This is a genomic window from Jiangella aurantiaca (assembly GCF_004349105.1).
Classification (GTDB): domain Bacteria; phylum Actinomycetota; class Actinomycetes; order Jiangellales; family Jiangellaceae; genus Jiangella; species Jiangella aurantiaca.
This window is the reverse complement of sequence record NZ_SMLB01000003.1, coordinates 85779-97431: the sequence shown is the minus strand read 5'-3', so window position 1 is coordinate 97431 and position 11653 is coordinate 85779. Positions and strand designations below refer to the sequence as shown.

The window sequence follows — 11653 nt, the reverse complement described above, 5'->3', positions numbered from 1 at the left end:
CGTTGAACGCGCAGGTGAATCTCAGGAGATCTGGTGGAGACGAGGGGAATCGAACCCCTAACCCCTGCCTTGCAAAGGCAGTGCTCTGCCAATTGAGCTACGTCCCCGATGGTGCGGAGCGGCGCCGCGCCGAGGGCACGGGCCGGACCGCGCCGACAACCTTAGCGTGTCACCGCGCTGTACAGCGAATTCGTACCCGAATCCAGGGCCCGCGGGCCGGGAGATCTGCAGCTCTCCCGAACCCGTCGGACTACTGGCCGAGCCGCGAGTCGGCGTAGGCCTTCATCGCGTCGCGGAGGTACTCGACCAGGGCGTCGTCGCCCTGACCGATGTTCTGGCGGAAGCGGTCGTCGTCGACGTAGAGGTCGGCGAGGCCGCGGTAGGCGTCGCGGTCGGGCGTCCAGAACAGGCACACCCACCGGTAATGGCCGTCCACGACGTCCTGTGCCCGCGGGTCGTCGACGGGCACGCCGTCGGCGCGGAGCGCGGCGAGCGCGGCCAACGCCGCGCCGAAGCCCTCGCGAGCCTGCGCCGCCTGGTCCGCCGACCAGCGGCGCATCCGGGCGGTCGCGTCGTCCACCGCGAGGTCGCCCCAGCGGGAGCGCGCCTCCTCCTCGTACGGGTTCTGCTCGAACCCCGCGAACATCGAGTTCACCGTCATGGTCCCTCCCTTCTCGAGGGTGGTCATGGTGGACTCCACGGTCACGACGAGCCGGTCGAGCCGGGCCCGCTCGGCCAGCAGCCAGGCGCGGTGCCGCCGCAGCACCTCGACGGCGCTGGCGCCGTCCTGCGCGGCGAGCACCTCGCCGATGGCGTCCAGCCCGAGACCGAGCTCGCGCAGCAGCAGGATCCGCTGCAACCGCAGCAGCTGCTCCTGCTCGTAGAAGCGACGGCCTCCGTCGGCCGTCCAGGCCGGCTCGAGCAGCCCGATCGCGTGGTAGTGCCGCAGCGTCCGCGACGTCACCCCGGCTGCCCGCGCCACCTCGTTGATCGACCAGCTCATCGTGTGTTCCGTGTCGTTCACCGGACCGGGCTCTCCGATCCGCCCACGACGGTAGTCGTTGACGCTACGTCAACTTCAAGTCGAGCAGACAGCAGACGGCCACGCAGACCTCGCCGCGAAGGGGCGAGGGCTCACGTGGCCGTCGGTGGATGAATCAGCGCGGGTCGGCGGGCGGGATCGGATCCGTGGCCTCGGCCCACAGGTCCTGCTCGGCCCGTCCGGACTGGTAACGGCGGTAACCGAGGTAACCGACCACGGCCACGACCGCTCCGAACAGGATCTTCTTGTTGAACACGATGGTCCGCCTCCAGACGGTGATCGACTCTCGTGTGAGGTTAACGCAGAGCCGCCGGCGGCAGCAGGGCGACGTCGGAATCACGCATGGGGACGTCAGCAGCACGAAGCCCTGCCGAGCGAGTCGACAGGGCATCAGGTGGGGTGGGCCTAACAGGACTTGAACCTGTGACCTCTTCCTTATCAGGGAAGCGCTCTAACCGTCTGAGCTATAGGCCCGGTGTGTTTCGCACCAAGTGCGCCGCAGCAGCGTACCTCACCGTCGGCGGCCAACCCAAACCGGGCGACTACCGCCGCTGACACCGGCTCAGTCGTCCTCGGCGAGGGTCAGCTCGAGTCCGCCGAGCAGGCTGGCGGAGAGGTTGTACAGGAACGCGCCCAGCGTCGCCAGCGCCGTCAACAGCACGACGTCGACCACCGCGATGAGGGTGGTGAAGCCGAGCACGCGGGACAGCTCGACGTACTGGTTGATGTCGATGCCGGAGTTGCTGTCGGACGCCGTCATGTCGGTGACGACGTCGTCGATGGAGCTGAACACGCCGGCGGCGTCGAGCACCGACCAGAGCACCGCGACGGCGACGAACAGCGTGATGCCGAGCGCGACGGACAGCAGGAACGCCGTCTTCATGACCGACCACGGGTCGACCCTCAGCAGCCGCAGCCGAGCCTTGCGGACGCGGCCGGGGCGGCGCGAGCTGGTGGACCGGGACGGGCTCGGGGTCGCCGACGCCTTCGCCGGGGCGGACGGACGGGGCGCGGGCGGGACGGCCTCGAGGCTGGCCTGGGTGTCGACGGCGAGATTCGACGGCGGCACGGGCGCGGCCGGGACCGGGCCGGGCTGCGTGCCGGGCGCGGCCGCCGGGAAGGCCGACGGCGCCGCGCCGCCCTGCTGGGCGACCAGCGACGGCGGCGGCACCGGACCTTGGTGCGGCGACGCGCCCGCGGCCTGGCCGGACGGGGCCGGGGGCGGCGCGGGACCGTTCGGCGAGGCCGCGGCGTTCGGGGCTCCGTTCTGGGCGGGCTGGTCACCCGGGCGGGCCCACGGGTTCTGCGTGGAGTCGCCCCCGGTACGCGGCGTGGTGTCTTCGCGCGAGCGGTTGCGGGTGGCGACCCGGGCGGCCGCGGCACCACGCGGCTGCCCGCCGCCCTGCTGGCGGCGGTTCTCGACCGCTGGATCCGCGCCGCCCTGCTGGCCGTTCGGCGACCCGTTGTTACTGGGAGGCCCGGGCTTCGCGCCGTTGGACTGCTGGTCCTGCCGGTCCGCCGGGGGCGCGCTCTTGTTGCGCGCGTCCTGGTCGGTCCCCGGACGCCCGGTCGCGCCGCTGCTCGTCACGAGCCATCACCCTCCGCGTCGATCTCGGAGTCCGTCACGTCCTCGACAGCCTCCTCCACCGAGTCATCCTCGGCACTGTGCGCGATGGCGACGACGGCATCGTCGCCACCCAGCGCAACGTACTTGACTCCCATGGTGTCACGACCCTTGGCGGGAACGTCCGCCACTGGACTACGCGTCACCCCTCCGGACGCCCGGATGGCGAGCACCTCGTCGCCGTCGCCGACAACCAGGGCGCCCACGAGAGAGCCTCTGTCCTCATTGATCTTCATTGCCTTGATACCCAAACCCCCGCGTCCCTGAACACGATATTCCTCGACAACGGTTCGTTTGGCGAATCCACCATCTGTGACGGTAAAGACGTACGAGTCGGTTCCATCACGCACAACGGACATCGAGAGTAGTTCGTCCCCGTCGCGGAACTTCATGCCGAAGACGCCGCCGGTGGCCCGGCCCATCGGCCGCAGCTGGTCGTCGGTGGCGGTGAACCGGATGGCCTGCGCCTTGCGCGACACCAGCAGGATGTCGTCGTCGGCGCTGACCAGCTCGGCGCCGATCAGCTCGTCGTCCTCTTCGCGGAACAGGACCGCGATGACGCCGCCGGAGCGGTTGGAGTCGTACTCGGTGAGCCTGGTCTTCTTCACCATGCCGTGCTTCGTGGCCAGCACGAGATACGGCGCTTGCTCGTAGTCCTTCAGGGTGAGCACCCGGGCGATCTTCTCGTCGGGCTGGAAGGCCAGCAGGTTCGCGACGTGCTGGCCCTTGGCGTCGCGGGCCAGCTCGGGCAGCTCGTACGCCTTGGCGCGGTAGACCCGGCCGCGGTTGGTGAAGAACAGGATCCAGTGGTGCGTAGTGGTCACGAAGAACTGGTCGACGACGTCGTCCTCGCGCAGCTGCGCGCCCCGGACGCCCTTGCCGCCGCGCTTCTGCGAGCGGTAGAGGTCGGCCTTGGTGCGCTTGGCGTAGCCGCCGCGGGTGATCGTGACGACCACCGGCTCCTCGGGGATGAGGTCCTCGGCGGTCATGTCGCCCTCGCCCGGGATGATGCGGCTGCGGCGCTCGTCGCCGTACTTCTCGACGATCTCCGCCAGCTCCTCGCGGATGATCGTCCGCTTGCGCTGTTCGGAGGCCAGGATGTCCTCGAGATCGACGATGTCGGCGACCAGGGTGTCGTGCTCGTTCTGCAGCTCGTCACGCGACAGCGCGGTGAGGCGGCGCAGCTGCATGTCGAGGATGGCTCTGGCCTGCAGCTCGTCGATGTCCAGCAGCTGCATCAAGCCCGCCTGCGCCTCATCGGCGTCGGACGACCGGCGGATCAGCGCGATGACCTCGTCGATCGCGTCGATCGCCTTGAGCAGGCCGAGGACGATGTGCAGCCGCTCGCGCTTCTTGCGTAGCCGGAACTCGGTACGCCGGCGGATGACCTCGATCTGGTGGGTGACCCAGTGCCGGACGAAGCCGTCCAGCGGCAAGGTGCGCGGAACGCCGTCGACCAGCGCGACCATGTTGCAGCCAAAGGTGTCTTGCAGCTGCGTGTGCTTGTAGAGGTTGTTCCGGACCACCGTCGCGACGGCGTCGCGCTTGAGCACGACCTCGATGCGCATACCTGTGCGGGACGACGAGTTGTCCTTGAGGTCGGCGATGCCGGGCACCTTGCCGGTGTCGGCGAGCTCGGCGATCTTGCGCAGCAGCGCGTCGGGGTTGACCTGGTAGGGCAGCTCGGTGATCGCCAGGATGGCGCGGCCCCGGCTGTCCTCCTCGACATCGACGACGGCGCGCATGGTGACCGAGCCGCGGCCGGTGCGATACGCCTGCTCGATACCGGTGGTTCCGACAATCAGGGCGCTGGTGGGGAAGTCAGGCCCCTTGATCCGCTCGAGCAGCGCGTCGAGGAGCTGCTCGCTGTCGGCGTCGGGGTTGTCCAGGTACCAGTCGACACCCGCGGCGACCTCACGCAGGTTGTGCGGCGGGATGTTGGTGGCCATACCGACGGCGATGCCGCCGGAACCGTTGACCAGCAGGTTGGGGAACCGCGCCGGCAGGACGTCGGGCTCGTCGCTCCTGCCATCGTAGTTCGGCGAGAAGTCGACGGTTTCTTCCTCGATGTCGCGCACCATCTCCATGGCGAGCGGCTCCATGCGGCACTCGGTGTACCTCATCGCCGCTTGCTTGTCGTCGCCGCGCGAACCGAAGTTGCCCTGGCCCTTGACCAGCGGGTACCGCATCGACCACCACTGCCCGAGCCGGACCAGGGTGTCGTAGATGGCGGTGTCGCCGTGGGGGTGGTAGTTGCTCATCACCTCGCCGACCACACGCGAGCACTTGTAGAACCCGCGGTCGGGACGGAAGCCGCCGTCGTACATCGCGTAAAGCACGCGCCGGTGCACCGGCTTGAGGCCATCGCGGACGTCCGGCAGCGCGCGACCGACGATGACGGCCATCGCGTAGTCGAGGTAACTGCGCTGCATCTCGACCTGCAGGTCGACCGGTTCGATCCGTCCCCCGGGCCCGAACCCGTCGCCGGCCGTGGTGATGTCGTTCGTCACGAGTGGTTCCTCCAGGTGCGACCTGCCGGTTGCACATCAGGTATGACGCGCGGGACAGCCTCGCGGTTGTCCTCGGCCCCGTTGTCTTTCATGTCGTGCTCGGATTGCTGTGTTTCGCGCCCGGCTCAGATGTCCAGGAAACGGACGTCGCGGGCGTTGCGCTGGATGAACTTGCGGCGGCTCTCGACGTCCTCGCCCATGAGGGTGGAGAACACCTCGTCGGCGTGCGCGGCATCGTCGAGCGTCGCCTGCAACAACAGCCGCTGTGTGGGGTCCATGGTGGTCTCCCACAACTCGTCGTCGTTCATCTCGCCCAGACCCTTGTAGCGCTGGATGCCGTTTTCCTTCGGCAGCTTCTTGCCGGCGGCGACACCCGCCTCGACGAGGGCCTCCCGCTCGCGTTCCGAGTACGCGTACTCGGGCTCGACGTCACGGCCGCTCCACTTGATCTTGTAGAGGGGCGGGCAGGCGAGGAAGACGTGGCCCTGCTCGATGACGGGGCGCATGAACCGGAACAGCAGCGTCAGCAGCAGGGTGCGGATGTGCTGGCCGTCGACGTCGGCGTCGGCCATCAGCACGACCTTGTGGTACCGCAGCCGGTTCAGGTCGAGCTCCTCCTGAACGCCGGTGCCCAGCGCGTTGACGATCGCCTGGACCTCCTGGTTCTGAAGGATCCGGTCGATGCGCGCCTTCTCGACGTTGAGGATCTTGCCTCGGATCGGCAGGATCGCCTGGGTCCGCGAGTCACGCCCCTGCTTGGCCGGCCCGCCCGCGGAGTCACCCTCGACGATGAAGAGCTCGCACTCCTCCGGGTCGGTGGACTGGCAGTCGGCCAGCTTTCCGGGCAGGCCGGCACCGCCCATCAGCCCCTTGCGACTGCGCGCGGCGTCGCGCGCCTTGCGGGCGGCCACGCGGGCGATGGCGGCGCTCTGCGCCTTGCGGGCGATCAGCTTGCCCTCGGTCGGGTTCTGCTCGAACCAGGCACCGAGCTCGTTGTTGACGACCTTCTGGACGAAGCTCTTGGCCTCGGTGTTGCCCAGCTTGGTCTTCGTCTGGCCCTCGAACTGCGGTTCGGCCAGCTTGATGCTGATGATCGCCGTGAGACCCTCGCGGACGTCCTCACCGGTCAGGTTCGGGTCCTTCTCCTTCAGCACGCCCCAATCGCGGGCGAACCGGTTGACCAGCGTGGTCAACGCCGCCCGGAACCCCTCCTCGTGCGCGCCGCCCTCGTGGGTGTTGATGGTGTTGGCGAACGTGTGCACCGACTCGGTGAACTGGTCGTTCCACTGCATCGCGACTTCCAGGCTCATGGCCTGGCCGTCGCCGTCCTCGGACTCCGCCTCGAAGTCGATGACGGTGCGGTGTACCGGCGACTTGGCGTTGTTGAGGTGCTGGACGTAGTCGACCAGTCCCAGCTCGTATCGATAACGGACCTCGCGCGGCTCGGAGCTCTGGTCGCTGTCGACGTCCTCGTCGGCGCCGACGTCGACGCCCTCCGGCCGCTCGTCGCGCAGGATGATGGTCAGGCCCTTGTTGAGGAAGGCCATCTCGCGGAACCGGGTGGACAGCGTCTCGAAGTCGTACTCGGTGGTCTCGAAGATGTCGGGGCTGGCCCAGAACGTCGTGGTGGTACCGGTGCGGCCGGACTCCTCGTGCCGCTGCAACGGAGCATCGGGCACGCCCAGCGAGTAGGACTGCGTCCATCGGTAGCCGTCGCGGTGGATCTCGAGGTCGATCTTCCGCGAGAGCGCGTTGACGACGGAGACACCCACGCCGTGCAGGCCGCCGGAGACCTTGTAGCCACCGCCACCGAACTTGCCGCCGGCGTGCAGCACGGTCATGACCACCTCGACCGCGGGACGCTTCTCGACCGGGTGCTCGTCGACGGGGATGCCTCGGCCGTTGTCAGTGACGCGGACGCCGCCGCCGGGCAGGAGCACGATCTCGATCTCGTCGCAGACACCGGCCAAGGCTTCGTCGACGGAGTTGTCGACGACCTCGTAAACCAGGTGGTGAAGACCTCGCTCGCCGGTGGAGCCGATGTACATTCCGGGCCGCTTGCGGACCGCTTCGAGACCTTCGAGTACGGTGATGGCGCTGGCGTCGTAGGACGTGGTGTCCGTCACGAGCGGGGGACCTCCTGCCAGGGATCAGGCCACACCGCGCCACCTGCAGGCCGATGAGAGGGCCCAGGAGACCGCGCGGCCTGGATGGACAGCCCTATTCTACCTTGTGCCGACACCAGAATGTGCGTTCTGCGGCCCTGAATGCCCCGTGGAGCCGCGTAGATCGCCGCGCATGTGTCCCCATACCCGCACCGGGAGCCTCAACGACGCTGGGGGCCGTCTGGCGCCGCGTAGCGGATCGGGGGATTTCGGTCAGCCGTAGGTGTCGCGCGGTCCTCGCCCGGGTACGCTCCGGGGCCCCCGCCGCCAGCTCGGCGCCTGCGGTCCGCGGACGTCGACCCTGGTGACGGAGCCGTCGCCGACCTCGGCGTTGAACCGGCGGACCAGCTCGGCCGCGAACAGCCGCACCTGCGTCGCCCACGCCGTCGAGTCGGCCCGCACGGTCAGCACGCCGTCCTCGTAGTGCTCAGGCTGGACGTGCGCCGCGACCTCCGGCCCCACGACCTGGTCCCAGCGGGCCACCGCGCCGTGCACCGCGATGTCCTCGGCCCACCCGTGCTCGCCGATCAGCCGGTCGACGGCCGAGCCCACCGTCTGCGGGTCGCGGTCGTCCGAGCCCGGGCCGCTCCAGCCGGCTCCGGGGGCGCGGCGCCGCCGCCAGCCGCCGCCACCACCCGAGCCGTCACCGGTCTTGCGGGCCGGCGCGCGACGACCGGTCCGGCCGGCCGCCTTCGCCCGCGCGAGCAGCGCCTTCGCGAGATCGTCGCCGTCGGGGTTCCACGTGAAACCGTCCGCGGGCCCCACGGGGTCCGTGGCGGGCGCCGGCAGGTCGACGTCCGGCGCCGGAACGGTGACATCGTCACTGTCACTCATCGCCTCTGTCCACCTCCCGTGGTCAACCCGATCGCCGGACCTCGCCGCCCAGCACGTCGACCCTGGCGCCGCTGAGCCCGGCCGGCACGTCGGCGGCAACCGCGGCAGTGACCAGCACCTGCTCCGCGCCGGCCGTGAGCTCGGCCAGCCGGTCGCGCCGGCCGGAGTCGAGCTCGGCGAAGACGTCGTCGAGCACCAGTACAGGGTCGCTGCCGGCCGAACGCAACAGCTCATACGAGGCGAGCCGCAACGCCAGCGCGAACGACCACGACTCGCCGTGGCTCGCGTACCCCTTCGCCGGCATCGGGCCGAGCGACAGCACGAGGTCGTCGCGGTGCGGCCCGATCAGTGACACGCCGCGGTCCAGTTCGTCGCGCCGGACCCCGGCCAGCGTCTCGAGCAGCGCCGCCGCCAGCGTCTCGCGCGACGGCACCAGCTCGGCCTCGCGCCCGAGCGAGGACTTGTACGTGAGCCGTGCCTCACGGTCGCCGGACGTGCCGGAGCCGCCGGCCACCGCGTCGTACGCCTTGGCGACCAGCGGCCGCAGCGCCTCGACGAGATCGAGGCGGGCGGCCAGCAGCTCGGCACCGGCCTGCGCCAGGTGGGTGTCCCAGACGTCCAGCGTGCTGAGATCGGGGCCGCGCGACGACCCGCCGCCGCGGCTGGCCCGCATGGCGGTGCCGGCGGATTTGAGCAGGGCGTTGCGCTGTTTCAGGACCCGCTCGTAGTCGGATCGGACGCCGGCGAACCGCGGCGCCCGCGCGACCAGCAACTCGTCGAGGAACCGGCGCCGCTCGGACGGATCGCCCTTGACGAGCGCGAGGTCCTCGGGCGCGAACAGCACGGTGGTCAGCACGCCGAGCAGCTCGCGGGGCCGGGAGACCGGGGACCGGTTCAGGCGGGCGCGGTTGGCCTTGCCCGGCGTGATCTCGATCTCCAGCAGCGTGCTGCGCGGCTCGCCGCCCATCGTCTCGACGACACTGCCGCGCACGACCGCCCGCTCGGCGCCGAGCCGCACCAGGGGAGCGTCCTGCGCGACCCGGTGGCTGCCCAGCGTGGCGAGGTAGTTCAGCGCCTCGACCAGGTTGGTCTTGCCCTGGCCGTTGGGTCCGACGAACGCCGTGACGCCCGGCTCGAGCGGCAGCTCGACCGTGGCGTACGAGCGGAAGTCGGCCAGCGACAGATGGGCGACGTGCATGAGCGACCGGTCCCGGCGCTCAGGAGCGGGTGTCGCCCGTCCCGGACGTCGGGCCGGCCTCCGCCGCCTTGACGGCGTGGCCGCCGAACTGGTTGCGCAGCGCGGCCACCGCCTTCATGGCGGGGGAGTCGTCCTGCCGGGACTCGAACCGGGCGAACAGGGCGGCCGTGATGACCGGCGCCGGCACGGAGTTGCGGATGGACTCCTCGACCGTCCAGCGGCCCTCGCCGGAGTCCTCGACGTAGCCCTCGATCTCGGCCAGCGCGGGATCCTGCTCGAGTGCCCGGACCAGCAGGTCGAGCAGCCAGGACCGGACGACCGTGCCGCGGGACCACGCCTTGAGCGTGCCGTGGATGTCGTCGACGATGCCGGAGGCGGCGAGCAGCTCGTAGCCCTCGCCGTAGGCCTGCATGAGGCCGTACTCGATGCCGTTGTGGACCATCTTGGCGTAGTGACCGGCGCCCACGCCGCCCGCGTGGACGAAACCTTCGTCGCGGGGGCCCTGTGGCCGGAGGGAGTCGAAGATCGGCATCAGCCGCTCGACGTGCTGCTTGTCGCCGCCGGCCATCAGCCCGTAGCCGACCTCGAGGCCCCAGATGCCGCCGGACACGCCGCAGTCGACGTACCCGATGCCGTGCTCGGCCAGGATGTCGGCATGCACGCGGTCGTCGGTGAACTTGGAGTTGCCGCCGTCGATGACGAGGTCGCCCTCGTCGAGCAGCTCACCCAGCTCCTGGACGGTGGCCCGGGTGGCCTCGCCCGCCGGCACCATGACCCACACCGCCCGCGGCGCGGACAGCCGCTCGACCAGCTCCTTCAGGCTCCCGACATCGCTGACCTCGGGGTTGCGGTCGTAGCCCACCACCGTGTGACCGGCTCGCCGCAGCCGCTCGCGCATGTTGCCACCCATGCGGCCGAGTCCGACCAGGCCCAGCTCCATGACGTTCCCTTCCGTGGCCACCAGTGTTCCTCCCCGTGACGATGCGCCCGTGCCGAGGCGCGAGCCGATGTCACCATCCTCGCGCGCCGGGTCCGCCGCATGCGACCGGGTCGCCGCCGAGTGTCGTCAGCCCGAGAGCCGGATGGGCATGGCCAGGTACCGGTAGCCGCCGTCGGGCTCGGCCTCGGCGCTGCCGACGCCCTGGATGACCACCGGCTTCAGCGGGGTGTCGGTGAAGGACAGGTGCACGAACGGCGTGCCCAGCGCCTGCAGGCCGTCGAGCAGGTAGGTGGGGTTGAAACCGGTGGCGATGGCCGGGCCCTGGACCTCGGCGGGCAGCGCCTCGGAGGCCTGCGCGTCCTCGCCGCTGCCGGCCTCGAGCACCACCTGGCCCTCGTCGAAGGCGAGCCGGACCGGGGTGTTGCGCTCGGCCACCAGGGCGACACGCTTCACCGACTCGACCAGTGCGGAGATCTCGACTCGGGCGACGGTGGCGGTCTCGGCCGGGAACAGCCGGCGATAGTTGGGCACCCACTCGCCGTCGATGAGCCGGCTGGTGGTGTGCCGGCCACCAGCGGCCAGACCCAGCAGGCTGTCTTGCGTGCCGGTGCCCAGCGCCAGCGTGACCTGGCCGGCCGGGCCGAGCGTCTTGGCGGCGTCGACCAGCGTGCGGGCCGGCACCAGTGCGACCGCGGAGATGTCGGGCGTGCCGGGGTTCCAGGTGAACTCGCGGACCGCGAGGCGGTAGCGGTCGGTGGCACCCAGGGTGACAGTCTCGCCCTCGATCTCGATGCGGATGCCGGTGAGCGTGGGCAGCATGTCGTCGCGGCCGGCGGCGACCGCCACCTGGCTGACCGCCTCGGCGAGGACGGCGCCGTCGACGGTGCCGGAGGCCTCGGGCATGGACGGGAGGTCGGGGTACTCCTCGACCGGCAGCGTCTGGAGCGTGAAACGGGCGCTGCCGCAGGTGATGGTGACCTTGGCGCCGTCGGCGTTGAGGTCGACCGGCTTGTTCGGCAGCGACCGCGCGATGTCGGCCAGCAGGCGGCCGGAGACCAGGACGGTGCCACCGTCGGCGACGTCGGCGTCGACGGACACGCGGCCGGACACCTCATAGTCGAACGACGAGAACGTCACTTGGGTGTCGGACGCGTCGATGCGCAGGCCGGCCAGGACCGGCACGGTCGGCCGGTTGGGCAGGGTGCGGGCCGTCCAGGCCACCGCCTCTGCCAGTACATCGCGATCGAGCCGGAACTTCACCGGTCCGTCCTCCCCTCGGGCACCAGCCCGGGTCGTTGTGGTTCGACGTCATCCTTCCACGGGCCGCCGACAGCGGCGGC

At 70.4% G+C, this 11653-nt stretch carries 9 protein-coding genes and 2 tRNA genes; all 11 read right to left on the bottom strand.

The window, feature by feature from the left end:
- Positions 1 to 31 precede the first annotated feature (31 nt).
- The 11 genes from E1262_RS02970 to dnaN all read right to left on the bottom strand — a co-directional run bounded on the left by E1262_RS02970 (position 32) and on the right by dnaN (position 11573).
- Positions 32 to 107, bottom strand: a tRNA-Ala gene (locus E1262_RS02970).
- 143 nt (positions 108 to 250) lie between these two features.
- Complete coding sequence (locus E1262_RS02965) at positions 251 to 1003, bottom strand: MerR family transcriptional regulator (RefSeq protein WP_132101554.1); 753 nt, start codon at positions 1001 to 1003, stop codon at positions 251 to 253.
- Positions 1004 to 1157: 154 nt separating this feature from the next.
- Complete coding sequence (locus E1262_RS30745) at positions 1158 to 1298, bottom strand: DLW-39 family protein (protein WP_169790490.1); 141 nt, start codon at positions 1296 to 1298, stop codon at positions 1158 to 1160.
- 144 nt (positions 1299 to 1442) lie between these two features.
- Positions 1443 to 1516: transfer RNA gene (locus E1262_RS02960), tRNA-Ile, on the bottom strand.
- An 88-nt stretch (positions 1517 to 1604) separates the two neighbouring features.
- Entirely contained in the window at positions 1605 to 2630 is a 1026-nt protein-coding gene (locus E1262_RS30740; RefSeq protein ID WP_203453483.1) for a DUF3566 domain-containing protein, read from the bottom strand.
- The gene (gyrA, locus tag E1262_RS02950; RefSeq protein ID WP_132101701.1) at positions 2627 to 5098 is read right to left on the bottom strand and encodes a DNA gyrase subunit A; all 2472 of its coding nucleotides are present in this window, start codon (positions 5096 to 5098) and stop codon (positions 2627 to 2629) included. Before gyrA ends, E1262_RS30740 begins: the two co-directional genes overlap by 4 nt.
- Positions 5099 to 5301: 203 nt before the next feature.
- Positions 5302 to 7302: a DNA topoisomerase (ATP-hydrolyzing) subunit B gene (gyrB, locus tag E1262_RS02945; RefSeq protein WP_203453482.1), complete on the bottom strand. Its 2001-nt coding sequence runs from the start codon at positions 7300 to 7302 to the stop codon at positions 5302 to 5304.
- A 252-nt stretch (positions 7303 to 7554) separates the two neighbouring features.
- On the bottom strand, positions 7555 to 8175 hold the full coding sequence (locus E1262_RS02940; protein WP_132101552.1) for a DciA family protein: 621 nt from the start codon (positions 8173 to 8175) through the stop codon (positions 7555 to 7557).
- A 22-nt stretch (positions 8176 to 8197) separates the two neighbouring features.
- Complete coding sequence (gene recF, locus E1262_RS02935; RefSeq protein ID WP_132101551.1) at positions 8198 to 9373, bottom strand: DNA replication/repair protein RecF; 1176 nt, start codon at positions 9371 to 9373, stop codon at positions 8198 to 8200.
- 19 nt (positions 9374 to 9392) lie between these two features.
- On the bottom strand, positions 9393 to 10334 hold the full coding sequence (gnd, locus tag E1262_RS02930) for a phosphogluconate dehydrogenase (NAD(+)-dependent, decarboxylating) (protein WP_238992804.1): 942 nt from the start codon (positions 10332 to 10334) through the stop codon (positions 9393 to 9395).
- A gap of 105 nt (positions 10335 to 10439) precedes the next feature.
- The gene (gene dnaN, locus E1262_RS02925; protein WP_132101550.1) at positions 10440 to 11573 is read right to left on the bottom strand and encodes a DNA polymerase III subunit beta; all 1134 of its coding nucleotides are present in this window, start codon (positions 11571 to 11573) and stop codon (positions 10440 to 10442) included.
- Between the last annotated feature and the right edge of the window lie 80 nt (positions 11574 to 11653).